26 protein-coding genes and 1 pseudogene are annotated in these 25,486 nt (G+C 59.1%); 14 read left to right on the plus strand and 13 right to left on the minus strand.

The annotated features are described in order from the left end of the window. Positions 1-28: 28 nt before the first annotated feature. A complete protein-coding gene (locus tag HUK73_RS24855) occupies positions 29-427 on the minus strand; it encodes a glycine zipper 2TM domain-containing protein (RefSeq protein WP_176594414.1) in 399 nt (132 codons plus the stop codon). A 103-nt stretch (positions 428-530) separates the two neighbouring features. Further along, entirely contained in the window at positions 531-890 is a 360-nt protein-coding gene (locus HUK73_RS24860) for a response regulator (protein WP_336953247.1), read from the minus strand. Positions 891-1,292: 402 nt separating this feature from the next. On the opposite strand from HUK73_RS24860, the gene HUK73_RS24865 reads away from it, so the two are divergent. Beyond that, positions 1,293-5,702, plus strand: a complete 4,410-nt coding sequence (locus tag HUK73_RS24865) for a chemotaxis protein CheB (RefSeq protein WP_176594415.1) — start codon at positions 1,293-1,295, stop codon at positions 5,700-5,702. Here the strand turns inward: HUK73_RS24865 and HUK73_RS24870 are convergent. The 5 genes from HUK73_RS24870 to HUK73_RS27350 form a co-directional block, all read right to left on the minus strand. Continuing rightward, positions 5,626-6,561: a helix-turn-helix domain-containing protein gene (locus HUK73_RS24870; RefSeq protein ID WP_176594416.1), complete on the minus strand. Its 936-nt coding sequence runs from the start codon at positions 6,559-6,561 to the stop codon at positions 5,626-5,628. The genes HUK73_RS24865 and HUK73_RS24870 overlap by 77 nt on opposite strands. 1,077 nt (positions 6,562-7,638) lie before the next feature. Further along, positions 7,639-7,968: a hypothetical protein gene (locus tag HUK73_RS24880; RefSeq protein ID WP_176594418.1), complete on the minus strand. Its 330-nt coding sequence runs from the start codon at positions 7,966-7,968 to the stop codon at positions 7,639-7,641. 237 nt (positions 7,969-8,205) lie between these two features. Beyond that, positions 8,206-8,418 (minus strand): hypothetical protein, encoded by a 213-nt coding sequence (locus HUK73_RS24885; protein ID WP_176594419.1) that lies wholly within the window; start codon positions 8,416-8,418, stop codon positions 8,206-8,208. Between the two features lie 573 nt (positions 8,419-8,991). Further along, a complete protein-coding gene (locus tag HUK73_RS24890; protein ID WP_176594420.1) occupies positions 8,992-10,266 on the minus strand; it encodes a sodium:proton antiporter in 1,275 nt (424 codons plus the stop codon). 19 nt (positions 10,267-10,285) lie between these two features. Further along, a complete protein-coding gene (locus HUK73_RS27350; RefSeq protein WP_176594421.1) occupies positions 10,286-10,819 on the minus strand; it encodes a PHB depolymerase family esterase in 534 nt (177 codons plus the stop codon). Between the two features lie 200 nt (positions 10,820-11,019). Here HUK73_RS27350 and HUK73_RS27050 point away from each other — a divergent pair. The 4 genes and pseudogenes from HUK73_RS27050 to HUK73_RS24910 all read left to right on the plus strand — a co-directional run. Beyond that, positions 11,020-11,208: pseudogene (locus HUK73_RS27050) on the plus strand (IS110 family transposase); the annotation flags it as partial. 34 nt (positions 11,209-11,242) lie between these two features. Further along, the gene (locus tag HUK73_RS24900; protein WP_218036718.1) at positions 11,243-11,452 is read left to right on the plus strand and encodes a hypothetical protein; all 210 of its coding nucleotides are present in this window, start codon (positions 11,243-11,245) and stop codon (positions 11,450-11,452) included. Between the two features lie 142 nt (positions 11,453-11,594). Beyond that, positions 11,595-11,948 (plus strand): hypothetical protein, encoded by a 354-nt coding sequence (locus HUK73_RS24905; protein ID WP_176594422.1) that lies wholly within the window; start codon positions 11,595-11,597, stop codon positions 11,946-11,948. Between the two features lie 42 nt (positions 11,949-11,990). Then, positions 11,991-12,203, plus strand: a complete 213-nt coding sequence (locus tag HUK73_RS24910; protein ID WP_176594423.1) for a hypothetical protein — start codon at positions 11,991-11,993, stop codon at positions 12,201-12,203. A gap of 79 nt (positions 12,204-12,282) precedes the next feature. Here the strand turns inward: HUK73_RS24910 and HUK73_RS24915 are convergent, their stop codons facing one another. Further along, positions 12,283-12,633: a hypothetical protein gene (locus tag HUK73_RS24915; protein WP_176594424.1), complete on the minus strand. Its 351-nt coding sequence runs from the start codon at positions 12,631-12,633 to the stop codon at positions 12,283-12,285. Positions 12,634-12,731: 98 nt separating this feature from the next. Next, positions 12,732-12,992, minus strand: a complete 261-nt coding sequence (locus HUK73_RS24920) for a hypothetical protein (RefSeq protein ID WP_176594425.1) — start codon at positions 12,990-12,992, stop codon at positions 12,732-12,734. A gap of 72 nt (positions 12,993-13,064) precedes the next feature. Here HUK73_RS24920 and HUK73_RS24925 point away from each other — a divergent pair, with 72 nt between their 5' ends. After that, positions 13,065-13,655: an SMP-30/gluconolactonase/LRE family protein gene (locus tag HUK73_RS24925; RefSeq protein WP_176594426.1), complete on the plus strand. Its 591-nt coding sequence runs from the start codon at positions 13,065-13,067 to the stop codon at positions 13,653-13,655. 114 nt (positions 13,656-13,769) lie between these two features. Here HUK73_RS24925 and HUK73_RS24930 read toward each other — a convergent pair. Further along, a protein-coding gene (locus tag HUK73_RS24930) for an IS5 family transposase (protein ID WP_100238421.1) occupies positions 13,770-14,530 on the minus strand; the annotation gives its coding sequence in 2 pieces (ribosomal slippage) (positions 13,770-14,206 and positions 14,206-14,530; 762 coding nt in all). Between the two features lie 93 nt (positions 14,531-14,623). On the opposite strand from HUK73_RS24930, the gene HUK73_RS24935 reads away from it, so the two are divergent. Continuing rightward, entirely contained in the window at positions 14,624-16,291 is a 1,668-nt protein-coding gene (locus HUK73_RS24935; protein ID WP_176594427.1) for a class I adenylate-forming enzyme family protein, read from the plus strand. Positions 16,292-16,404: 113 nt separating this feature from the next. After that, on the plus strand, positions 16,405-17,457 hold the full coding sequence (locus tag HUK73_RS24940) for a TonB-dependent receptor (protein WP_255326633.1): 1,053 nt from the start codon (positions 16,405-16,407) through the stop codon (positions 17,455-17,457). A gap of 1,302 nt (positions 17,458-18,759) precedes the next feature. On the opposite strand, the gene HUK73_RS27060 is transcribed toward HUK73_RS24940, so the two are convergent. From HUK73_RS27060 to groL, 3 genes are all read right to left on the minus strand, one after another. Further along, positions 18,760-18,888 (minus strand): hypothetical protein, encoded by a 129-nt coding sequence (locus HUK73_RS27060; protein ID WP_255326542.1) that lies wholly within the window; start codon positions 18,886-18,888, stop codon positions 18,760-18,762. Positions 18,889-19,233: 345 nt separating this feature from the next. Continuing rightward, positions 19,234-19,461 (minus strand): hypothetical protein, encoded by a 228-nt coding sequence (locus HUK73_RS24945; RefSeq protein ID WP_218036719.1) that lies wholly within the window; start codon positions 19,459-19,461, stop codon positions 19,234-19,236. Positions 19,462-20,058: 597 nt separating this feature from the next. Beyond that, positions 20,059-21,717 (minus strand): chaperonin GroEL, encoded by a 1,659-nt coding sequence (gene groL, locus HUK73_RS24950; protein WP_176594430.1) that lies wholly within the window; start codon positions 21,715-21,717, stop codon positions 20,059-20,061. A 397-nt stretch (positions 21,718-22,114) separates the two neighbouring features. On the opposite strand from groL, the gene HUK73_RS24955 reads away from it, so the two are divergent. The 6 genes from HUK73_RS24955 (at position 22,115) to HUK73_RS24980 (ending at position 24,971) form a co-directional block, all read left to right on the plus strand. Next, positions 22,115-22,333 (plus strand): hypothetical protein, encoded by a 219-nt coding sequence (locus tag HUK73_RS24955; RefSeq protein WP_176594431.1) that lies wholly within the window; start codon positions 22,115-22,117, stop codon positions 22,331-22,333. A gap of 243 nt (positions 22,334-22,576) precedes the next feature. Beyond that, positions 22,577-22,804 carry a hypothetical protein gene (locus HUK73_RS24960; protein ID WP_176594432.1) on the plus strand — a complete coding sequence of 76 codons (228 nt, stop codon included), beginning with the start codon at positions 22,577-22,579 and terminating at the stop codon, positions 22,802-22,804. 279 nt (positions 22,805-23,083) lie between these two features. Next, the gene (locus HUK73_RS24965) at positions 23,084-23,290 is read left to right on the plus strand and encodes a cold-shock protein (RefSeq protein WP_176594433.1); all 207 of its coding nucleotides are present in this window, start codon (positions 23,084-23,086) and stop codon (positions 23,288-23,290) included. A gap of 63 nt (positions 23,291-23,353) precedes the next feature. Continuing rightward, on the plus strand, positions 23,354-23,689 hold the full coding sequence (locus tag HUK73_RS24970; protein WP_176594434.1) for a DUF6481 family protein: 336 nt from the start codon (positions 23,354-23,356) through the stop codon (positions 23,687-23,689). 349 nt (positions 23,690-24,038) lie between these two features. Continuing rightward, complete coding sequence (locus HUK73_RS24975) at positions 24,039-24,260, plus strand: hypothetical protein (RefSeq protein ID WP_100238911.1); 222 nt, start codon at positions 24,039-24,041, stop codon at positions 24,258-24,260. A 36-nt stretch (positions 24,261-24,296) separates the two neighbouring features. Continuing rightward, the gene (locus HUK73_RS24980) at positions 24,297-24,971 is read left to right on the plus strand and encodes a spermidine synthase (RefSeq protein WP_369805613.1); all 675 of its coding nucleotides are present in this window, start codon (positions 24,297-24,299) and stop codon (positions 24,969-24,971) included. The last annotated feature ends 515 nt before the right edge of the window (positions 24,972-25,486 follow it).

Consider the following 25,486-nt stretch of genomic DNA (forward strand, 5'->3'; position numbering starts at 1 on the left):
CAATGTTCGATCCCATGCGGTTGCTGCCTCAGCGGCAGCGGGTATCGCGATCGATCTCGCGGCCAGCAAGCGCGCCCGCACCGGCGCCAAGGATTGTACCGAGCGTTTCCGATCCACCTGGCGCGATCATATTGCCGAGTACGCCACCCGCGATGGCGCCGACGACCAGCCCTGTGCTGCCGTCCGAACGGCGGCAATAATAGCGTCCGTCCTGACCGCGATAGATGCGGTCATTCTGCGCCAGGCGGCGCTCGCCGTAGCGACGGTCCTCGCGATAATATCGATCGGCATAATATCCGCTATAATTTGGATCTGGCCGGTTATAGTCATATTGCCGCCATTCCGCGCGCGGACGACGATCATTGCCGTCGCTCATACAGCCCGTAAGCATAGCCGCAGCCATTGCCCCTGCTATGAAGATGCGCATATTTTCTCTCCAGCCTTTATTGTCTTAATCATTAGAGATGATCATATACGACTTAAGAATATATCGTGAGTATCGGAAACTACTCACTTTATAGAGTAACGGATCAGTCCGGTGACTGACTGGAAAGTTCGATGGCACAGATGAGATCATGGAGTTTGAATGGCTTGCGCAGGATGACCGCGCCTGGTGCCAACTCCTGCACCTGATAGGGATCGCCTGTCATGAATATATGTGGCACGAAGCCCGCAAGGAGGATTTGGGCAACAGCTGAGATGCCGCTGCCTTCATACAGGTTAGCATCGACGATCATCAGATCGGGCCTGCATCGAACGGCGGCGGCCACCGCTTCCGCCTCGGTCTCGGCAAACGCGCAGACTGCGTGCCCCATGCCGCTTAGCAGATCTGCAAGGGACATTGCGATGACCGCGTCGTCTTCAACGAGCATTATCTGGAGCGGCTTCACGATGCAGCCTCCTCCCATGCGCCGCCTTCGTTGACCCATCTGGCGATATCCGCCCGCAATGCCAAAGGGCCATTGTTCGTGTCGATGGACGTGGGACGCGCTTGCCCCGCCGGGGGTTCTGCCCGACCGCATTTCACGCCATTTGGCGGGGGCCGACGATCGGCTTCAGCGTGCGGCGGAACAATCGGGGGCATTGTTCGGTCCTCCAAGCGGGCGCCTCTGGACGATCTTTGGGTCTGCCAGATGTACTGCGCGCGCACTAGCGGTCCAATTCAGAGGCTTGCTACCGATCTTACAGAGATATCACCAGACCGATCAGGGTCGGAAATTACTCAAATCTCACATATGCCATATCAATTGGGCGTAAAGGGTTGCGCTGGCCCCCGTGCTATAATCCGATCCATGGCAGCATTTACTCCCGAGTCGGGTGTCGACCAACGACACCGCGGCATCTCGGTCGAAGGGCATGCGACTCCGTCAGTCACCGAACGGCCTTCGCCAGCGCGCGCGCTGCTGAGTAGCCCCTGTTTTCCCATCGTCGCCATAGGGGCCTCGGCCGGTGGGCTCGAAGCCGCCACCAAACTCGTCGCCGGATTGCCCGCCCATTCCGGCATGGCATTCATTCTGGTCCAGCACCTCGCCCCGACGCATGAGAGCATGATGGTAGAACTGCTCGCCGAACATAGCGCGATGAACGTCGTCCAGGCGAGCGACGGCGCGCTGCTTGAGCCCGATTGCCTCTATGTCATTCCGCCTGGGCGCTATCTTTCGGTACGCTCCGGTGCGCTTCATCTGTCTTTGCCCCAGACTCGGCACGGTGCGCGTCTTCCCTTCGATTTCCTGCTCAAATCGCTGGCGCAGGATTGCGGTCCACGCACCGCCTGTCTGATCCTTTCCGGCACGGGCGCGGACGGAAGCGTCGGCCTGCCTGTACTCAAGGAAAAGGGCGGCTTCATCATCGCGCAGGACCCGGACGAAGCGGACTATGACGGTATGCCGCGCAGTGCCATTCTCACGGGCAAGGTCGATGCGGTGCTTCCTGTGGGGCGGATGCCGGAGGCGCTTGCGAAATTCGGCCAACGGGTCGCCGCTTTGCCCGATCGGCTGGGATCGGCGGACCGGCAACCGGAATCGGCCAGCTTGCCCGATGTCATCGACTTTCTCCGGCAGACGACCGCGCATGATTTCCGGCTGTACAAGCGTGGCACGCTGGAACGGCGGATCGAGCGGCGGATCGGCATTGCCCCGATCGAGGCGAAGAATATGCACAGCTATTTGCAGCTGTTGCGGAATGACCCGCGGGAGCGGGACCAACTCGCCAAGGACCTGCTTATCAACGTCACCCGCTTCTTTCGTGATCCGCAGGTCTTCACGACCTTGGGCAGGACGATCATTCCAGACCTCATCCGGGGATTGAAAGAGCATCAGGCGCTGCGAATATGGGTGCCGGGTTGCAGCACGGGGGAGGAAGCCTATTCCATTGCAATGGTTTGCCGTGACACCATCACGGCTGCCAAGCGCGATATCAAGCTCCAGCTATTTGCCTCCGACGTTGAGCCGGATGCCATCGCTGCGGCCCGCGAAGCGCTTTATCCCGAAACCATCGCGGAGGACGTGCCGCCCGACCAGTTGGCCCGATTTTTCAAAAAGGAGGATGGCGGCGGCTATCGCGTCGTTCCCGATCTGCGGGGCGACGTCATATTCACGGTCCAGGATCTGCTGGCAGACCCGCCTTTTTCGCGGATCGACCTGATATCGTGCCGGAACCTGCTGATCTATTTGAACCCCGAAGCGCAGTCGAAGGCCGTCGCGCTGTTTCATTTCGCCCTGCGCGAACAGGGGATATTGTTCCTCGGGCCTTCGGATGCCGCCGGCAATATCGACGACCGCTTCGAACTGATCGCGAAGACCGAGAAAATCTATCGGCATATCGCGCGGAGCCGACCCGGCGATGCGGGCTTTCCGTTGAGTTTCGACGAGAGCATTCCCACATTTTCTGCGTCAATCGGTCCCCCACTGACGTCGCGGCAAACCACGCTTGCTGATCTATGTCGTCAGGCCGTGCTCAAAACGCATGCGCCGGCCGCCGTGCTGATCAATCGTCAACGCCAATGCCTTTATTCGCTTGGCCCCACGGACCGTTATCTGCGCGTGGCGCCTGGTTATCCCTCGCTTGACCTGCTGGCGATGGCGACGCCGGCCTTACGGACGAAGCTGAGGCTCGCGATTGAACAGACCGGGAATGATAGGCCGCGGGTCAGCGCCGGACGCAGCAGACAGAACCGCGATGGCGCGACGATCTGGTTTGACATCGATGTCCAGTTTTTGACGCATGAGGGTGAGGAGCTGTTGCTCGTCTGCTTCATCGAAGAGACCAGCCGGGACCGCATGCCGGGTTCGACCCTGGCGCGTGTCGATCGGTCCCGCGTCGCCGATCTGGAACGCGAACTGGAAGAAACCCAGGCCGAATTGCAGAATGCGCTTCAGAATCTGGAAATGTCGACCCAGGAACAGAAAGCCATCAATGAGGAGGCCTTGTCCGTCAACGAGGAGTTCCAGTCGACCAACGAAGAATTGCTGACATCCAAGGAGGAGTTGCAATCCCTTAACGAGGAGTTGACAGCGCTGAACTCCCAGCTCCAGGAAACGCTTGACCGTCAGCGGACGACCGCCGACGATTTGCAGAACGTGCTTTACAGTACGAATGTGGCGACACTGTTCCTTGATCGTGAACTCAGGATTCGCTTTTTCACGCCCGCAACCAGATCCATTTTCAATGTCATCCCCGGCGACGTTGGCCGCCCGCTTGCTGACCTCCATGCGCTCGCGACGGATGAAGATCTGCTCCCCGATGCCCAGGTGGTCCTAGCGGGCAAGGATGCCATTGAACGCGAAATCGGCGCGAAGAACGGTGTCTGGTTCGTGCGGCGCATTCTTCCCTATCTTGCCCATGACAATCGGGTCGAAGGCGTCGTCATTACCTTCGTCGATATCACCGAGCGCAAGCTGGCCGTATCGGCCGTGGACGCGGCGAGGCAGGAGGCTGAACGGGCGAACCTCGCAAAATCGAGCTTTCTGGCGGCGGCAAGCCACGACCTGCGGCAGCCGCTGCAATCGCTGACACTGCTACAGGCGCTTCTGGCGCAGATGGTTGAAGGAGAGGATGCCCAGAAACTGATCGCCCGGTTCGATCAGACCGTCGGCGCGATGTCGGGCATGCTCAACGCTTTGCTCGACATCAACCAGATCGAAGCTGGCGTCATCACGGTGAGGCCCGTCGCCTTCCCGATCATGGAATTGCTCGACCGGCTTCGGGACGAATTCACCTATCTGGCGGAGGCAAGGCACTTGTCTCTGCGTGTCCAGCCGAGTTCTGCAATAATCGAAAGCGACCCACGCCTGCTGGAACAGATGCTTCGAAATCTACTTGCCAACGCCATAAAATATACCAAGCGAGGTCGCATAGTGCTGGGCTGCCGGCGGAATGGCGGTGGGCTGCGAATCGAAGTCTGGGATAGCGGGATCGGTATACCGGGGGACCAGCTCCATGCGATCTTCGATGAATTTCATCAGGTCGACAATGCCGCGCGGGAGCGCAGTCATGGCCTCGGCCTCGGCCTGTCGATTGTCCAGCGCCTTTCGGCATTGTTGGGTCATGAGGTGCAAGTCCGGTCAATGCCGGGCAAAGGGTCCTTTTTTTCGATCGGTGTCAGACAAGGTACCGGCGGATCACACCCCGCGCTGGTCCCCGAAAGGGACCGGCATGATGCCGAACAAACGGCCCGATCGGGTTGCGCGATCATCCTTGTTGAAGACGATCCCGACGTCCTCGACCTGCTCGCACAACTGCTCAAGGCTGAAGGGCATATCGTCAGGATCGCATCGGACGGAAACGCCGCCGTGAAGTTGGTGTCTGGCGGAGCGATCCGGCCGGACATCATCCTGGCTGACTATAATCTTCCGAACGGCATGAACGGTCTGCAACTGCTGGCGAAGCTCCGCAATCTGCTTCATCATCCCGTGCCCGGCATCATCCTGACCGGTGACATCTCGACGAGTTCTCTTGCGGAGATCGCGCTTCAGGATTGTGTGCAACTGAGCAAGCCGGTGCAGGCGCGCGAACTTGCTGCGGTGATTGAGCGGCTCTTGCCGGACAGTGCGCCACATGGCGCCTCGATAGATGGGCCTCCTGGCGCCGATCCGGTTTCCACTGTGTTCGTCGTGGATGACGACCCGGAAATTTGTACGTCCCTTCGCGACGTACTGGAAGCCGACGGCCACCATGTCGAGGCTTTTGGAAGCCCGGAGGCGTTTCTCGCCGGATATCTGCCGGGAGGCGAGGGATGCCTGCTGATCGACGCCAACCTACCCGGTATGAGCGGTATCGCACTTTTGGAAAAGCTGCGGGACGGAGGCGATCGATTGCCTGCCATCATCATCACGGGCAGTGGCGAAATCGGGCTGGCGGTCCAGGCGATGAAAGCGGGTGCCTGCGATTTCATCGAAAAGCCGGTCGGACGCGCGGCACTGCTCGCCAGCATTGGCGGTGCGCTCGAACAGTCTCATGATGCCGGAAAATCATCCGGGGTCCAGGAAGCCACGTCACGCCGGATCGCTGCTCTGACCAAGCGGCAGCATCAAATAATGGACATGGTGCTTTTAGGGCATCCCAGCAAGAATATCGCGGCGGATTTGGGCATCAGCCAGCGTACCGTAGAAAATCACCGGGCATCGATCATGCGCAAAATGGGGGCAAGGTCGCTTCCTGAACTGGCCCGTCTGGCATTTGCGTTGCCATCGGTAGTTTCCTGATCTGACCGGGCGTGCGGCCAAGGAACTGCTTGATTTCCCTGATGGAATGAGACTGGTCATAAAAACTGTCGTAGCAAAGCCCGTTCCGGTCCTGACCATCGCGTGCGATCTGCGCGGCAAAGCGGAGTGCCCGATATTTGCGCGCCAGATATTGGGGCGGTGCACCATAGAGACGGTTGGTCAGCCGCGCTACTTGCCGTTCCGACAGACCGGTCGCGTCCCGAAGGTCCCGCACTTGCGGCGATGTCTCGCTGGCCAGCCAGTCGTCTACCGCAGCGACAAACGCCCTTATCGCGGGACGCACCGCGGCCATATTCGCTCGCAGATAATCCCAGAGCAAGGTCACCGCTTTTTCCGGCTCATTCATTGCCTTCAGCCGACCGAGAATCTCCTTATAGGCGGCGCCATCAGCACTCGCCGTCATGTCGTAAAGGCGGTCAATATGGTCCGATGCGTCACGCCCGGTCAGTGCAATCCAGCCCAACGGAAGCAGTGCGACCCCCAACATTTGCAGAGGCCCGTCCAACAGAAAGCGGGTCGCCCCCATGGTCGGGCCGAGCATGCAGACCATCGGCGTCGCATAGGTGAGGGTATTGGCAAAGATATAGTGGCCGCTGCCCGACAGCATGAAGCGCAATTGAGGAAAGTCTGCGCGCATCATGCCAGTGGCATGGTCAGTATCCGTCGTGACCAGATATATGCACCCGATGTGCAATCGCAGGTCGGCTGGCGGGGCGAAATATCGCAGACGGGTCGAATTGGGACTGCCGGATGAATGAAAATCCTGTCCGGTCAGGATGTCGGAAGGCGAGATCTTTCCCGGAACCGCTTCCTTTCGGTGCAGACCCACATTTGTCATGGCAATTCCCCGAGGTTTCCGCTTCGCTCGCCCCGTACTGCTGCAACCAGCCGCACTTCCGAGCGCGCTTCGCCGACAATGTCGGGTTCATTGTTCGCAAAGAAGCCTCGGAAACTACTCAGTCGGTTTTGGCGAACCGAATGCGGTGATCTCGCGGTTTTTCTCGGGGCTGCAGAAATATCGGTCATGAGGATGGAAACGATGCCGCCATCCGACCGGATATATGGTATAGTTCTTCATCACTCGATTTCGATCGCAAGCATCCTGTGACAGAGAGACATCCGCTCCCGCTTGCCTGACGGGAGTTCCTCCCATGATTACGATGCGTAAATACGAGACGAGAAATCCACAATGGAAAGATGATTTTGTCGGGGCGGTCGCGCGCGTAGCATATGCGGGGTCTATACACGGCTATGAGAAAATCGTCGCTGCCAGAATCTGGCTGAAAGGCCATATACGTAGAGCCAGTGACGATACATGGACTGCGGGTCGAAAGGCTGAACTCGAGGATGCACTAGACGAATGGGAGAATGAGGGTGGCGGCTTGGTTCAGCGGGAATGCTGATCCCGGTTGCACCGTTTCTGCTCAGCGATTTGTCCACTCTTATCTTGAAGGAGCGTTCCGATGGCCAAAAGTCAGAAAAGATCGAACCGCGAGGTTCGTAAACCCAAGGCCGCAAAGCCCCGGAAGCACAATGCCTCCAGCCCCTCGCAAAAGCCGGGTATATTGAGCATCGTGACGCTGAAAAGCTGATTACATTATCGGTGCTGAGCGGGTGCGTCTTTCAATCGTCTATTGGGCGTTGCAGACGACCGAAATCGGTCTTGTCTGCCGCGGGGGCGCGTTCATTTTCCTCTCCCTCCCGGTGCGATTCCAGAGCGATCGCTGCGTCTTGCGCGCTTAACCTACCCCGCTCTCCGCTTTCCTGAGACTCCGCCTCCATGGCCTGGACCTCCCAGGCGCTGGCGGCCGCGAGCGCGACCCTGCGCAACTTCTCAACGGTTGAGGCGGCCGCGACCTGCCGATGATGCGCTGCCTGCCGCCTGCACATGACTGTACTGTTTAGCACGGCTGGTCTACCGGCTGCCGTCGGAGGGTGTGTTTCGGACCCAGAGGGGAACCGAGGCCCGATTCGCGGGCGGGCCCCGGCCCGCTCGCGCTGCCCTTTGATCGCGTTCCCAGGCCGCATCCAGATGCTCAGGGTTGACCGGGTGACGCTCGATGGCCGCGCCATTTCTGATGCGCAGCGTTGTAGCTATCCGGCGTAAGGCCGCATGGACATTGCCCTCAAGCACCTCCTCTTCCGTTTCCACATCATAGGTGCCGGCGGGAAGAGGCGTTTCGAATTCCGGCAGTTGGAATGGCTCGGAAAATATCACCGATTTGTGGGTGGTCTGGCTGATCATGACGGCTACTCGTTAGAAGGGCAGGTAGGCAGCAAAGCGTCTGACATCGATTATCTCCCATTTGCAGGCGGGAGCACGATGGTCTCTCTGTCACGACATGCCTGGGGCAAAAATCCGGGTGATCGCGCATTGTAGCACAGATATGGCTCAGGGCTGCACCTAATCGAGGTGGACGGGAAAGAGCGGAAAGGAACGCCGCCGCTGGCCCTTCTTCACCACACGACCCGCCAGCGACGCTCATGTGGCTTGCAGGTCGTCGAGGGCGCCGTTGAGGCGTTGCATATCGGCCCGGGACAGCGCACCCCCGCGCGCAAGCTTGTCGCGAGCAGTCGTGAGCAGACATTCCAGCCGCTGTAATTTTATCAGTTCGCTTGCCGGCACAGACGGCAGGCGAGATTGTGCCTGTATCAGTGAAACCGCCAGGCCAACGCTGTTCTGGGACACATTCATGTTGCTTCTTTCCATTATCCAGATGCGGCACCGGTGGCGTTGACCTCAATTGTTCAGCCACAAAATGACCGCTCCTCCCGCAAACAGGACCAGTAGGCCGTTCAGAATGACGGCCCGGATCAACGTGTCGTCGCGAAACAGGTCGGCGGACAATTGGAGAGTGGTAAGTTTGCGCTGGAGATGGGGCCTTGACGGAGGAGGCATCCCGATTGCCGTGCCTCCTTCATTTTCCCAATCGTCTATCGCGCCCTCCAGTTGACGTTCACGGTCTTGTGAAATGGAAGCCGCGCGACGTGCGCGTTCTCGCTCCGCCCCGAGGGCAAGCCCCTGTCGCTCTACGTCAGCATGTCGTGCGCGCTGTCGCAGCGACAATGATGAATGTGAATCTTGCGATGTAGACATGTCGCTCTCCTCGCCAAACGGGAGCGCTCTTGGTCTCTCAGCCACGGCCTGTCTGGATGAGTTGAGCCGTAATGCGCCATGATAGCATGTAATGCTCAGGCCACCTAACGGCTTGTCTCGAAGAAGCCCCCTTGCAGCAACGCCAGAAAGTCGTCGAAGAAGCCCGCTTCCTCACATTGACGGTGGCCTTCCAGCATCGGTATTTGGCCGCGCCTGCCATTTATCGAGGAATTGCAAAGCCGGAGTGACGGTGACGCCATGCAGCAGGATCGAAACAAGCACCGTCAAGGCGGCGATGCTCCAAAGCTTCGCCGGGTCAGGGAAATCTGCCTGATTGAGGGCGAAGGCGAGATAATAGATCGTGCCCATTCCTCTAATTCCAAAGAAAGAGATCACGACCTTTTCCCATCTGGGTATCTGCGATCCGCTGAGGCTGATGAAGCCAGCGAGCGGACGCGCGACAAGAATGGTGAGGGAAGTGAACACAATGATCCGGGCGTCCAGCCTTGCCAGCAAGCCGGTATGCATGACCATGCCGCCGAACAGGACGAGCATCATCATCATGAGCAGGCGTTCGGTTTCCTCCGCGAACTCATGCAGCCGATGCTGGTAGCTGTGGTCACGGCTGGCATGACGAAGGCCGAGCGCCGCCACGAACACAGCAAGAAATCCGTAGCCGCCAGCCAATTGCGTCAGCCCGTAAGCAAACAGCGCGGCGCCCAGGGCGACGAAACCGTCGCCGGTTCGCGACAACTTGGCCACATTGGGAAGGTGGAAGGTCAGATAGCCGAGCGCCCTGCCAATGCCGTAGCCCATGCAGAGCCCCACCAGAAGTTTCCAGATCAGGTCGATCAGCAGCCAGCGTCCGAACGCCTCGATCCCAAACGACAGGCCTGTCAGGGCAATCGCCAGATTGACGAAGGGGAAGGCCAACCCGTCGTTCAGTCCCGCTTCGGATGTGAGCGCGAAGCGGGCTTCGCCTTCCTCTCCCTCGCCGGGGGCGCCAACCTGAACGTCGCTGGCCAGTACGGGGTCAGTCGGCGCGAGACTCGAACCGATCAGCAGGGCGGTCGCAAGCCCCACGCCCAGAAGGGACGAGGCGAGGGCGGCGACAAGCAGGATGGTGATCGGCATCGCAATCGCAAGAAGACGCCAGGTGAGCGCCCAGCTATGAAGCCCGATAAGCCTGTCGATCTTCAGGCCGGCGCCCATCAGTGAAACCACCACGACCAGTTCGCTCAGGCGTTCGACAGCGATCGGGTGTTGCAGCGGATGAACGGCAAAGGGACGCAACGCCGGCAGCGTGAACAAGGCTGCGCCGGCCACGACACAGACGATCGGTAGCGAAAGTGGCATTTTCCGCATGATCATCGGAACCCAGGCCGTCATGAGAATGATCGCACCGAGGCCCGCCAGTATCTGGATGTAAAGAGTGGCGTCAGGCATAAACCCTTTCTGCGCCCCGTCAGAGCGGCACGACGCTCACGCGAACGTCCATGCCGAGGAAATCGTCCGGCGCGCCAGTGAAGCCGCCGCGGATGGGCATGATCTGACTGTTGCACCGGCCAACGGCAATGGCAATCAGGTTAGACGATCCAACGCGGCGGTGTGTGGGATCAAACGCGATCCAACCTGCCGTCGGAAGATAGACTTCTGCCCAGGCATGTGTCGATCCAGGATCGCGCACACCAACATCGGGATCAAACAGATACCCCGAAACCGCTTCAGGGAAAAGAAGCGCAAATCCATGGCGATCAGCGACCTGCGACCAGCCCGACCCAATATCATATCCTGCCGCCGTCTGCGTGCAGCCATGCAGAACGACCACCAGCGCGGCCCCGTCATCGAGCTTTTCGGGAACATATGTTCGCGCCCGAAGAGCGCCGGGGTTGGATTCGAAATCCGTCAGTTCGCTCAGGCGTCCATGGTCGTCGGGCATTTGGCCGGGGTCGAGGCGAAGCGCCGCCAGACGGGCGATCGTGTCCGAGAGGTTCCGCATTGCAGTATCCTTTGATGGAGAGGGCCTGCACAGGCGTGGCTACGACCATCTTGCTGCACCGCACAATAAGTAGGCTTTGATTCTCCATTCATCGGAAAACGGTCGGTAAGGCCAGCCACAATCATATTGAGCGCAGTTAATGTTGCGCTTTGTTCGGGATCTTCGGTCAACGGTCGCGAGTTCCATAAGCTGAACAGACGCGCCCTCGCCTGATACGGATTGGCACGGAACTGTCGAACCAGATCAGGGGCTTGATGAAGACGTTTGGTCTCATTGTTCCGCCTGCCATGGGCAGCAAGTTCGAGCGTCATGTGGAAGCCCTGCTGGCCGACAACGCCGGCTTGGGCCGGATCATTCGCCCGCTGCTTGAGGCCTGGCACGCCGTTCGCCTTGCCAAGGACGTGAACCTGCAAGGAAGTCGCTATGGGTGGCATCACGAAGGAAGAATTCTATCGGCGGTTCAAGGCCAGGATGATCGCCATCAATGGGGAAAGATTTGCCGACGGCAGGGAGGTCGCGGACTACGCCGACGATGCGGTTTGGCGGTATTGGGACACCGATTGGCAACGGGATCAAGGTCCGGAGGCCTGTGCGGACGCCGAAAAGGAAGAGCGGGGCGAAGAAGACGAATGAGTAAGGTGGAATCCTGATATGCGCCAGGCGGCGTTAGGTAGCCCGGGTTAAGCGTGTTATACTGACTCATCCCGGCTCCGACTCTGTGCGGGCATGCCGTGACTGAGAGACAAGCGCGCTCCCGCTCGACGAGGAGAGTGACATGTCCACCTCACCAAACATACCGTTCCCATTACCACTTCGGCAGACTGTTCTGCATGAGAGGATCGAGCGGCAGGGGCTTGCACTAGGCGTTTCACGAGAACGAACGTTCCGCGCCCGTGTCTTATCGCAACAGAACGAACGCAATCTGCAAACCGCTATGAACTGTTGGGAGAACGAAGGCGGCACTGCCACCGGCGTTTCGCCAACACCAAAGCTCACCACTGGACAGAAAACCAGCATCCTTCAGTTTTCGGCTGATTTATTTCGCGATGACACGTTGGGACGTGCGGTCATTCTGAACGCAGTTCTGGTACTGATTGCTGCGACTATTTTCGTTGTTCTCTTCAATTGATGGAACGTTTCTGAAACGAATAAAAATAAGATGGAGAGAACAATGAACCCAACCCCTAGTCATTTGGATCTCGCCGCCGTAATGATCAGAGCTCAGTTAAATCTGCCACTGGTTCAAAACCAAACACAGATCAAATTGAAAAATCTTGAGATTTTGCTAACAACTGCACGAGATCAGGTAGCTTGCGGTGAACTTTTAACCCGCACTGACATACGTCATCTCAATAAAGCCTTTGATGAGCTGGCAGCGCGCTAACGGCGCCTGCCGCTCTCATCGATCATAATTGCCGCGAATTTCGACACGTGATTGTTTTTGCTTGAATAGCGAACTTCGCTCACGGGTTAATCGCGGCAGCTTCTTTATCAAGAGCTCTGGCCCGGTCACGCGCCGCATCGCGTAACTGAGCCGCCTTCGCTTCGAGGCCCTCGGCCTCAACATCGGCTTGCCGCTGGTAGTTTTCCCCCTCGGCCTTCAGCGCTGCTGCAGAAGCCTGCCTGGCTTTCCGAGCGGCATTATTTGCTCGATCCTGTACCTTCCCCGCTTTTTCTGTAGGGCCGGAGTCCTCATAAGCTACGCCCGATGCGTTAGCAGCAACCTCATCTCGCCTTTCTCCCGCCTGCTCAGCGGGGCCTTCGCATCCCGCCAACCAGAGCAAAGGAAAAAAAGCAGGAAACAAGCCCTTCAACGGATGGTAGCCTTCGCAGGGGGCAGGTCTAAATGCTTCCGGGTAAGGTCGCTATCTGATCATACTGATGCCGGACGCGCAGCGCAGGTGACGTTCGCCTAGCAACGACCGCCCTCATTTTCCCAATCGTCGAGCGCGCCGGTAAGTTCATTATTCCGTGCAGCGCTCCATCGTTGAGAAGCATTTTCTCCTTCTGTGAGCTTCGCCTCTCGCTGAATATGGGTGGCTAGCCAAATCCTGGCAGCGACGATTTTCTCAAAGCCGTGAATTGATCCGGCGTAAGCGATCCGTGCCACTGCGCCGACGATGTCGTCCACCCAATCAACAGTCCTTGCTTTGACTTTGTTCATAGTGATCATGGGCGTAACTCCCGTCAGGCAAGCGGGGGTGGCCAAGTCTCTCTGTCACAGGACGCTTGCGGTCAAAATCGAGTGATAGGTAACTATATCATAGACCTGAGCGCTTTCGTTCCGGCGATAAACGATTTGCTTGTGACCCCGAGTGGGCATTGTTACGTAGGGCAGTTCTCGCACGACTATCCTGCGCCAGAAGCGCCTCTGCTGACGATCGATCTGGAGCAGCGCGCTTCACCTGCCACGGAGCACAAGCTCGCCGTAGCAAACGGAATGGTATTCCGGCCCGGCAGCCGCACCCTTATCGTTGCTGAAAGTTGGGCCTGTCTTCTGTCGGCGTTCGACGTCGACGAAAAAGGCGGACTGTCCAACTACCGGATCTTCGCCAAGCTGCCGCCCGAACATTTTCCGGATGGGATCTGCGGGGATGATGCCGGGGGGATTTGGGTCGCGTGCGTGACGGGCAAGTTTGTCCGCGTGGTTGAAGGTGGCGAAATCACGCACCGGCTGACGCTCGATGAGGGACGCTTTGCTTACGCCTGCGCTATTGGCGGCGAGGATCGCCAGACGCTCTTTCTCTGCACGGGCGGCCCCTATGAGACTTCTGTCATCGTCCAGCATCCTGCGGCGAGGATCGAGACGATCCGCGGTCCCTTTCGTTCGACCTGAGGGTGGCCGTGAACTTGACCGCGATACGCGCAGTACACTGTCGCGAGGCTTCGCTCCTGCGGCTGGATTTAATGATGATATCACAAAACGAACTAGGCCGTAGTGACGATTTAATCATTTGATCCATAGCATGATGCTGGCGAGTTTGACGAAGCCGAGGAAGTTTGCGGCGAGCTTGTCATAGCGGGTTGCGATACGGCGCCACTGCTTGAGCTTGGCGAAGAAGCCCTCGATGCCCCATCGCTGCTTGTAGGCGATGCGATCGTAACGGTGCTGATATTTGCGATGGCGGCGAGGTGGGATGACCGGCTCGCCGCCTTGCTCGTAGATGAGATCGTGCAAACTGTCGGCGTCATAGGCCCGATCAGCCAGCACCTTGCCAGCCGGGATGCCGCGGATCAGATCGCAGGCGGGCGCCATGTCGTTTTGCTGTCCGGGGCCGAGGATGAAGCGGATCGGCAAGCCCAAGGCATCGACTACGGCATGGATCTTGGTGCCGAACCCGCCTCGCGAGCGCCCGAGAGCCTGGGCTTGAGCGCCCCCCTTTTTACCCGTGCCCCAGCCGCCTGGGCCTGGGCGCGGATCACGGTCGCATCGATCGCCAGCCATTCGATGTCGGGATCATCCGACACAGCCTCGAAGATCCGGTCGATCACGCCTTGCTCGACCCAGCGATAATAACGCCGCTTGGCGGTCTGATAGGGACCGAACTTCTCCGGTAGATCGCGCCAGCGCCCGCCCGATCGCGCCAGCCAGAGCAAGGCGTCAAGAAACAACCGCCCGTCACTGCGAGGACCGCGCTTGCCCTTGCGCCCTCCCGGAACGAACTCGCGCAGCCGCTCCCACTGATCATCCCGCAGCACTTCGCCTTCCACGCCAGCCTCCCAAAGCCAGCCTTGAATCACAAATCCAAACCGTCGTGAATCCCTAAAATGTCACTACGGCCTAGATTGGGGAGTATCCTGAGCGTGCAAATTGATCCGCACACTCCCGCTCTTTCGGGGCCTGGCGAACCGTTTGAAATCTGTGAGCAGGTGGTCAACGGACGGACCATGCGCGTCTTTGCGCGGGCCGTGGGCAGTTTGTCCTCCCTCTATGCCACCATGCCGGGGCGTGGTGATATGGACTTCATTGTCGATGGCGACCGGCGCATTACTTATGCCCAGTTCCATGCACTGACAGGTGCCGCGGCTGCGGGGCTGGCAGCGGAATTTGGCGTTACGCACGGTCAGCGCGTGGCGATCGCCATGCACAACACCCCGGAATGGATGGTTGCCTTCACCGCCAGTTCGGCGCTCGGCGCTATCCCAGCGCTGATCAATAGTCGCGGGTCGGGCGATGAGATGCGCTACTGTATCGAGGATGTCGGCGCATCGTTGGTGATCGCCGATGCGCGCCGTGCGGATGCATTGGTCCAGGCTCGCTATGAAGGGAAGATCCTTGTTCTCGACGAGGCGACGCTGGATGCGATGGCGAGGGACTACGCCAGCAGTCCGCTGCCGGAAAGCAAGATGGAAACGGACGATCCTTCTTGCATCCTGTTTACATCTGGTACGACCGGCCGACCCAAAGCGGCGATCATCACCAACCGGGCGATGTTGACCGGGATCATGATGACCCAGCACGCGGGGGCTCGTTTCGCTGCTCGCATGGCGGAAAAGCTCGGCGTCGACATGGCTACGCTGATGGCTGCTCGCCAGAGAACGGCGGCTTTCCTCGTTATGCCGCTGTTTCACATAGGTGGCTGTCAGGCAGTCTTTCTGACTGTGATGGCGAACGGTGGAAAAATCGTGTTTCACAGGCGCTGGAACCCGGCGGAAGCTGTGCGTCTGATTGAGAAGGAGCAGATCACCCAATTTACCGGCCCTCCGATGACGTTATGGGACCTGCTTGCCGAGCCGAGCCGCCACGAGCATGACCTATCCTCGCTCGGTTCGATTGCCTGCGGCGGCCAGTCCTTTACTCCCAGCCTGCTTGCAGCCATGCAGGAAGCCTTTCCTGGCCGGGTGTTCGGCGGCGGCTACGGCATGACCGAAACTGCCGGTTCGATCAGCCTGGCGATGGGGGAGCTCTACACTTCGCGTCCGGAGTGTTCGGGCGTTGCGCACGATGTTGTGGAAGTGCGTGTGATCGATGAGGATGGTGCCGTTCTTGCACTGGGCGAGGTTGGTGAAATCTGTATTCGCGGGCCGATGATCATGTCGGGCTATTGGGGCAGACCGGAAGAAACTGCGGCTGCGGTCGATGCCCAAGGATGGCTCAAGACCGGCGACATCGGCTCCATCGACGAGACCGGGTATGTTGCGATTGTTGATCGTAAGACCAACATGGTCATCTCCAAAGGCGAGAATATCTACTGCGCCGAGGTTGAGCGGGCAATCGCGGGACACCCCGATATTGCCGACGTCGCCGCCTTCGGCGTGCCCGACGCACGGATCGGGGAGCGGCTGGTCGTTGCCGTGACGCCGCATCCGGGCCGCGAAGTTACCGAGGAAACGGTACGCCAACAGGTGCGTAGCAAACTTGCGGATTACAAGATGCCTGCCGAGGTGTTCCTGCGCCACGAACCGATCCACCGCAATGCAACCGGCAAAGTGGACCGGCAGGTGCTCCGCCAAGAACTGGGGCTGATCTAACGGGGGCTAGCGCGAGTCCAGAGTAGCCGCTGAAAAATAGTCAAGGAGGAGAGAAAATTATGAGAAGGATCGATCGACTAGCCGCCTTGCTGAGCGGAGTGGCGCTGTTGGCGATGCCGGCAGTGGCAGCCGCCAGGCAGCAGCCTGAAGCCCCCGGTGCGTCGCCGCCGCCATCTGCCGAGCCAACGTTGCGGCAGGCCGCCCAAGCCACCTCTATCAGTACCGATATCGTCGTCACCGCCCAGCGCCGCGAAGAGCGCAGCCAGGACGTGCCGATCGCGATCAGCGCCTTTTCCCAAGAGCAACTGCAGAGGCAGGCCGTTGCCCAGCCGCAGGACCTCTACGGCAAGGTTCCGTCGCTGGTCGTCGGCAACCAGGGCGCGGCAAACCGCGACGTCCAATCCTATTCGATCCGTGGCCAATCGACCGGCTTCCTCTCCTCGCCGGCAGTCGCGGTCTATTTCGCCGAGGTTCCACTCCCGGCATCGCTTAGCCTCCCTATACAGGGAGCGCCGGGGGCATTCCTTGATCTGGAAAACGTTCAGGTGCTCAAGGGGCCGCAAGGCACGCTGTTTGGCCGCAACACGACCGGCGGTGCGGTGCTGCTCGTTCCGCACAAGCCGACCAACCAGTTCGAGGGCTATGTCGAGGGCAGTGTCGGTAACTACGACCTTCGCGGGATCGAGGGCGCGATCAATATCCCGATCATCCCTGACGTGCTGATGGTACGCGCGGCGGCCGCCTACCAGGACCGGCGCGGCTACACCAAGGACACCGTCTGGGACAAGTGGCGCGACGACATCCATTATTATACTGGCCGCATCGGGATCATGTTCAAGCCCAGCGATCGGGTCGAAAACTATTTGACGGCTTATTACAGCAAGTCGTCGAACAACGGCGCGGGCCATATCCTCGAAGGTTTCAATCTTGATCTCCTTCAAGGAGTTGGCTTCTGTTCCAACGGCGTTCCGGGTCCTATCGGCGTGTCGTGCGACGTGTACCGGCGGCAGGTGGAGCTTGCGGACGAGATCGGTCCACGGCGAACCCGTCCGTCGACCGACGGCTTCAGCGCCAGAACCTGGATTGCGGCTGCTATCGCCAAACCTAGCCATTCGAACGCGGTATTCCGCCATAAATCGCCCTGTGCGCATGCATGGGTTCTGTGACCATCCCGTCATCGCCCGGAACGGTGCGCAACGGTTCGGAGCCGCTGACGGTGAGCGGGTCCTTCACCAATCGCTGTTCCGCCGCCTGCGCGCCTTCTACAGTCAGAAGCACATCGTTCGTGTGCGGCATGATAGGCGATCCTTGCTTCTACCTGAAGGCGCCTTCGATATCCTGATCTGGCTGGCACAGCCTTCGCCCCGGCATCCAGACAACATCCGGAACTGGCTACTGTTCCGACAAACCGCAACGTTGCAGATTGGCCGAATAGCCCGGGTGATTAGCGGGGGCGAACGCCTGCGACCGCTTGCTTTCTTTCGCGGATCAGCACGTCTATGATCTTTGCGTAGGCGCGGGCTTGCTCCTCATGCAGGTTCCTTTGACGGGGGCAACTGGCTAAAAGCGCTTCTTTCAACGCCATCACTCTGCTCCGTTCCAACAAGCGGGATCTTTCCATCCCTTATCTCCGGGAACGGGAGGGCGGCAACTGGCGTGCAATATGGGAGGGCGATCGTCTTACCGCGCCAAGGATCAGCTTGTGCTTCATGAGGATGCGCAATGACTCGGCATCGCGGGGGTCCAGCAGCACGACTCTTGATCCGCCTGATAAAAGGGCTTCCACGGTAGAAACTCGGAACGAATGTTTTCTGCACAGATCCTCGACGGCCGTCGGGGTTTGATCGATATGTATAGCCCGGCTCATGCCCGATGTCCCAACGGTCCGAAAGGGAATAGCGTTGAAGCGCGCGCAGCGGCTTGCGAATGCAGCAGCTCTTCCTGCTTACGTTTCAAACGAGCGTTAAGGTGTTCCATGATCTGCACCTCGACTTGGCAAGCGGGAGCGCGATGGTCTCTCAGTCGCGGCGGATGCCTGCATCAGTTTCCGCGCAATATGGACCGTATAGCTGACTTCCGGTTGGGTGTCGCCTATAAATTTTCGACCGAATCGAATGGATTATGAGGGTCGAAAGTGATTTTCATTTATGACATTATAATTTCCAACCATCTTGTCTATATTATGCTTTAGATGAGATCGCCATAATTGAAGATCACAAGTCCGGGATTGTAGGACTTATGGAGCGCCGAGCCGGTGTCTAGCAGAGCAGTGTTGTTTGCTGAATGTTGGCCCCTCGGTGAACATAAGAAAAGCCCCGCGTCGTGTCGGCAACGCGGGACCCTCCGCGAGCAAGGGTGCTCAGGCTCTCATTATAGGGCTGTTACCAGCTAGGGCGATGGCGCATTGTGAGCAGGGTGGAAAAGTCGAAATACCATGATGGTTTTCGCTTCTGAGGTTGTTCAAGATTTCAGCTTTTCAAAGTGACCAGGTTCACTCCTCCAGGCTTTTGTGAAGGATTGGAGACATTTTGCTTTTTCGGCTTTTCTGCCTTGGGCTTGCGCACTTCGCGGTTAGATCTTTTCTGACTTTTAGCCATTTTGAATATTCCTTCAGATGAATGCGCTGTGATTTTGTGACCCTACATGAATCGTGTGCTATACGGCGTGTGCATCAATCCGGATTGGCCGAAGCCGCTGGGGCTGCGATCAGCTCCGTCCAAATCCAAACCAGAGAGATTCGGCGTCCTCCAATGCCTCGAACATATCTGCTTCCGCGTGCATCCGATTGAGATGACTGCGTACCGTGTCGGGGTCTCCTGAGCGAGGAAATGTCCGATCGGTCGCCGCTGCCCGCGCGAGATCTCCAATCCATCCCGGCCGGCTGTGCTGACATATCAACCAGCTACCAAATTGCTCGACCTGAACCTTCATGCTCTGATCCATCACAATTTTTGCTGGGGATCGAAATCAACCTCGCCCGACTTGTCGCTGATGAGCATCTGCTCCTCTTCCTCTCGCCTAAATTCCAGAGCGATCGCTGCGTCTTCAGCGCTGAGCATGCCTTGCTTTCCCGCTTCGCGGGCCTCAGCCTCCCTAGCCTGAATGTCCCATGCCTTGGCCGCCGCGAGCGCGATCCTCCGCACCTTCTCAAGGTCAGAGGCGGCAGCCACCTGCCGATGATAAGCTGCCTGTTGCCTGCACACAGCTGAACTGTTGAGCATGGCTGGTCTAGCGACGGCGGTGGGAGGGCGTGTTACGGACCCACAAAGGCACCCAACGCCAATCTGTTGGCGGGGGACCATCGGAGCGCCCGGACGGCTCAGCTGGCTGTTCAACTCGACCGGGCTCGTCTCGGGCCGCGTCCCGATCTCGCTGCAACGCGGCCTCAAGTTCCCCAGGATCGATCTGGTGATGCTCGATGGTCGCGCCTGTTCGGATACGTATGGTCGTCGCAATCCGACGGAAGCCTGTATGAGCTTGACCTTCCAGAGCTTCTTCGTCCGTTTCGACCACATAGGTGCCCGCAGACAGAAGCTCCTCGAAACCCGACAGGCGGAAAGGGGCCGAAAATGTCACAGGTTTCCGCGTCGAGCGAATGGTCATGACGGCTTCGCCCCGGCGGGGGGGATTCGGGTCAGATCGTCAGGCATAAGCTGCTCCCGGTTGCAGGCGGGAGCACGACGGTCTCTCTGTCACAACATGCCTGCGGCATGATCGGGGTGATGAGGGATTGTAACACGAAACGCCCGAACACACGCATTAATTCGTCAGGCATGGTGAACGGTGAACGATGGGCTTGAGAGGCCCCTCACCCCCCCCTGCCGGGTCTGCGGGACGTCGCTGTCGGCGACCCACTCTGCAACCGCCGCTTCGGTCGTGATCAGCAGTCCGGCGATGGAGGCCGCGTCCTGCAAGGCCGTACGGACAACCTTGGTAGGATCGATGACACCGGACTGGAAGAGGTTTTCATATTGCTCGCTCTGCGCGTTAAATCCCAGATTTTCGTCCCGCTCGTCCAACAAACGACCGGCGACCACGCCGCCATCATATCCCGCATTCTCCGCGATTTGGCGGAGTGGCGCCTGAAGCGCTCGGCGGATGATCTCGATGCCCCGCCGCTGGTCGGCCTTGACCGGATCAAGGCCGTCCAATGCCTTCGAAGCATAAAGAAGGGCGGTGCCGCCGCCGGGTAAAATGCCTTCCTCCACCGCCGCCCGGGTCGCATGCAGAGCGTCCTCCACCCGATCCTTGCGTTCCTTGACCTCAAGCTCCGAAGATCCGCCGACCTTGATAACGGCAACGCCGCCGGATAGCTTGGCAAGACGTTCCTGGAGCTTCTCGCGATCGTAGTCGCTGCTGCTGGTCTCAATCTGCGCCTGGAGCGCGGCGACGCGCGCCTTGATGGCTTCCGCGCTGCCGGCACCGTCGACAATCGTGCTAGTATCCTTCGTGATCGTCACGCGCTTGGCGGTGCCCAGCCTGTCCAGCGTAACATCCTCCAATTTGATGCCAAAATCCTCCGTCACAACGTCGCTTGCCGTCAATATGGCGATGTCCTCCAGCATCGCCTTGCGCCGATCGCCAAAGCCCGGCGCCTTGACCGCGGCGACCTTCAGTCCGCCGCGCAGCTTGTTGACGACCAGCGTCGACAGCGCATCCCCCTCGATATCCTCGGCAATGACGAGCAGCGACCGGTGCGCTTTGGCAACCGCTTCCAAAATAGGAAGCATCGCCTGCACATTTCCCATCTTCTTCTCATGGATCAGGATGACCGGGTCTTCCAGCTCGACCGCCATCTTCTCGCTGTTGGTGATGAAATAGGGCGAGAGATAGCCGCGATCGAACTGCATGCCCTCGACCACCTCCAGTTCGAACCCGACGCTCGCTCCCTCCTCGATGGTGATGACGCCTTCCTTGCCGACCTTCTCCATCGCCTCGGCGATCCGGTTGCCCACCACCTCGTCGCCATTGGCCGAAACGATGCCGACCTGGGCGATCTCCTGATTGTTCGATACCGACTTGGACCGCGCCTTGAGTTCGGCGACGACGGCGGCGACGGCCAGGTCGATGCCGCGTTTGAGGTCCATCGGATCGATGCCCGCCGATACCGACTTCATCCCTTCCCGAATGATCGCCTGCGCAAGGACGGTTGCTGTCGTGGTGCCGTCTCCTGCATGGTCATGCGCTCTGGACGCCACGGCACGGATCATCTGCGCGCCCATATTCTCGAACTTGTCCTTGAATTCCATTTCCTTTGCGACCGTGACCCCGTCCTTGGTGATACGGGGCGCCCCAAAGCTCCTGCCAATGAGGACGTTGCGTCCCTTGGGGCCCAGCGTCACGCGGACGGCATTGGCGAGGATATCGACACCGCGCGCGATCCCTTCGCGGGCCTCGTGCGCGAATTTCAGGTCCTTGGCAGTCATGATTTGGGTCCGACTTTCCTGGCGCTGGTCCGCGACGGAATGTCGCTTTCACAAGCGGAAGCCAGCGCTACCAAATTGCGAACTGGCAGGCCTGAATGCGGACCGCCGATGAACCTGATATGCGCCCTGCGGCAGCCAAAGACAAGCTGGACGCAATATGTCGGTGCCGATCAGCGATCCCTTGGAACGCGTGACTCTATTACAAGCCATGAGCAGAAATATCGTGTCGCAGGTGGAATACCGGGCACTTCCCAAGGATATTTCTCTCGAATTTTTGGTGACACGGCAATGTTGTATGATCGTCGATTAAGCCTATATGGAAGTCATCAAGTGCATAGCAACGTAGGCGCTCTTGACTGAGAGACCATCGCGCTCCCGCTTACCAAGGGAGTGACACATGGATCTCAATCAACTTTATTTTGAGCATCAGATTTTGCTCATGAACGCCGCCGACGCGATCAGTGAGCCGGCACGCCGCAAGCATTTGGCCGCAGCGGGCATTATCGGCGGTCAGATCTTCGACCTGCTTTCCTCGAAAAAGGCGGATGCGTCGGGGAGTTGGCTGCCCTGGACGGATCAGTCCGGCCTGGCCACAGACATGGTTGCGTCGGCATGACAGCGGACTCGACCACACCGGCCCGCCCGCGAAGGCGAGCGTTCGTTAGCCGCGAGCCACGGATCTCTCCTGACCAGGCGAGGCGGCAGGGGTTGATCACGCATCTTGCATTCGTCCTTCTGGGGCAGGAGGAAGCAATCCGCTTTCTGAACACCCACAATGCCTCGCTTGGCGCACGGCCCCTCGATTTGGCGATCGCCGATCCAGCGGGATATTCAAGGGTGGAAGGTGCGGTCCAGCTCCTTGCCCGACCCGCAGCCGGCGGTCGGCAGTAATCTTGCTCGTCAACCCATGCTCACCAGGATTGGACAGAAGATGGCAGGTGTCCCGGCAGAGGAAACGGAACTCATGGCTCGCTATGGCATCATCAAGGTGCCGGCATATCGCTACCATTATCGTGACTGGCGGTATTCGACCTTGAACGATGCGCTTGCTCAAGCCAGGCGCGATGAGGCGGCGCGCTCGAAATGAGCAGCGCGCCGCGGCATTTGGTCGTGCCACGGGTGCGATCGCAGTGCGAAATCGAAGGAAACTGAAGACGGAGTTCCGGGCAGATGGAAGAGTATTCGCTCGATTAGCCCGGATCGGTTTTTGCATTTCCGTCGATTTGTGCTATCAACGCCTTGCTGAACGTCGCGCTTCGACGGATATCGGGCCGCTTCGGCTCTCCCTTGTCCCACATTTGCCTCTTGAAGCCGGGATGCCCGCATTGTCGCGTGCGCCCATGAAACTTGGACAAGGAGCTCCAATATGTTCATCGGAACAGTCAAATTTTTCAATGCCGACAAAGGCTATGGCTTCATCGCGCCGGAAAGCGGCGGCGGCGACGCCTTCGTGCATATAACCGCGGTTGAACACGCGGGCATGCGCACGCTCGAGAAGGATCAGCGCGTGTCTTACACGCTGGAAACGGATCAGCGCGGCAAGGCATCGGCCACCAACCTTCAGCCTGCCTGACGGAGGGTCGGGCGGCTTCCGCCGCCGCCCCCCACGCGAATTTGAAACAGGACTTTCCTCTTAATGAAAAGATATAAGGAACCGCATTTCCAGGAGCGCATAGCCGCTGCGGCGAGCGCCCGGACAGAGGTTCTCGAGCGACTGCGGACGAAAGTGCCCGTAGTTCGGGGTGTTACGCCCGACCAAGCAGAACGCCGTCTGGCAAAGGAAGCTGCGGCGCGGCAAAGGCGCCAGGCGGCCCTGCTCGCGGCGAAAGAGCAAAAAGCCGCCAAACGTGCGCAGGCCAATGAAATTGCCGCGGCGAAGGCGGCCAAGCAAAAGCCCGAACTCAGTGAGGCTGAACGCAAATCAGCCCGCGATGCGCGATATCTCGCCCGCAAGAACCGGCTATCGTCTTGAGCGGGATGCTGCAAAGCCTTTCGGCTGGTGCGGCACCCTTGCAGATACAACCCCATGTCCGTCGCCGCCATCGTCGCAAGCGCCTGATCAAAGGCCGCGCCGTGCAGCGAGGGACAACTATACAAATGCGGCTCGCGCCGCGAGGACATTTATGAATATATTTTCCAAACCCGATAAACACGCAACCCGCTCCTCCTCCTTGCGCAGGCCGGAGTCGCGCCTTCCTGCTCTTGGCCGCCCGACGACGCTGTCGAGCAGTGAATTGAAGCGCGTCGTCATAGCGATGGTGGGCCGACTTCCCGGCAGATTATTCGCCGTGCGATCATCCAAGTTACAGTGAGGAATCTCCATGAGCCGAGAAGCAATCCGTCCCTATCTCATCTCCAAGGATGATGATGGGAATTTCCGGCTCACGGTACGCGAGACCCGCTACAATTCCCAAGGTTATCCGCTGGTCACATCGCATATGCAGGAGGAGACATTCAAATCCGCGGCCGCAGTCCGTACCTTCGCTCGCGACGTGTTCAAGGCCGAACCTGGCCAATATGACCAGACGAAGTCTCGGTCGTAAACCGGAATGACCGTACTGGCCCCACAGGATGACCGGGTGGCAATTCCGGTAGAGCTGGTTGACACCGCACAACTTCCCGACGGAGGTGAATTGCTCCTGTGGCGTCGAGGAGACGATTATTCGATCCGGTTCGGCGAAGATGAACTGATGGGCAATCAGGTTCGCCATTCGGAAGAAGCGCTGGCGACACTGGTATGCGAACGGCTGCCCCATCGGGATGCCCGCATCCTCATCGGCGGGCTGGGCATGGGCTTCACGCTGGGGGCGGCACTTTCATCGCTTGCATCGTCGGCTGAGGTCATCGTCGCCGAACTTGTGCCTGAGATCGTCAAATGGGCAAGGGGGCCGCTAGCCCATCTGTTTCAGGACCATCTCGTCGATCCCCGCCTGTCGCTTGAGATGGCCGATGTCCATGACGTGATCGTCAGGCAGGAGGCCGCATTCGACGCCATTCTTCTGGACGTCGATAATGGTCCCGACGGGATGATCCACCTTCCCAACGAACGGCTTTACTGCGACTGGGGATTGCGTTCGGCGCGTGACGCGCTGAGGGCCGGTGGCATTCTCGCCATATGGTCCGCCTATACGGATGATGACTTTGTCGATCGCCTGGAGAATGCCGGTTTCGATGTGGAAGAGGTGAGCATCCCTGCGCTGGCCGGCGAGGAACATGTAATTCACACGATCTGGCTTGCATCCAAGGGTGATTGAGGTCGGCGGCTAACGATGAGCCGGCGACATTCCGTGGCTAATCTGCTCGGCGCCAGAATCGGGTGTCAGAACAGGAATGCTGAGCTTTCGTAGAAGGTTGGGCCTTGATGCCGGGGTGGACTCCGGCGACTGCGCCACCTTCGTTTTCCCAATCATCGATCGCAGCCTCCAGTCGCCGTTCACGCTCCCGCGGAAGGGATGCCGCGCGACGTGTCCGTTCCCGTGCCGCGCCCAGGGCGAGCCCCTGTCGCTCGACGTTGGCGTGCAAACCACGCTCCCGCGATGATGAAGAGGGAGAATATATTGAGATGGACATGTCGCTCTCCTTGCCAAACGGGAGCATAAGTCTCTCTCAGTCACAGCATGTTTGGAAATCAGAACTGGGATACGTTAATATACCACATAATACATCAGGAACCTAACGGACTCATCCTCCGGAGATGCAGGAGAAATGGGCCATTAAATCGTTCGACCGCCTGACCGATCCGTAGAAGGGGGAACATGGCCGCTCTCCT

It is taken from the genome of Sphingobium sp. EM0848 (genome assembly GCF_013375555.1).
In the GTDB taxonomy this organism is placed as follows: Bacteria; Pseudomonadota; Alphaproteobacteria; order Sphingomonadales; family Sphingomonadaceae; genus Sphingobium.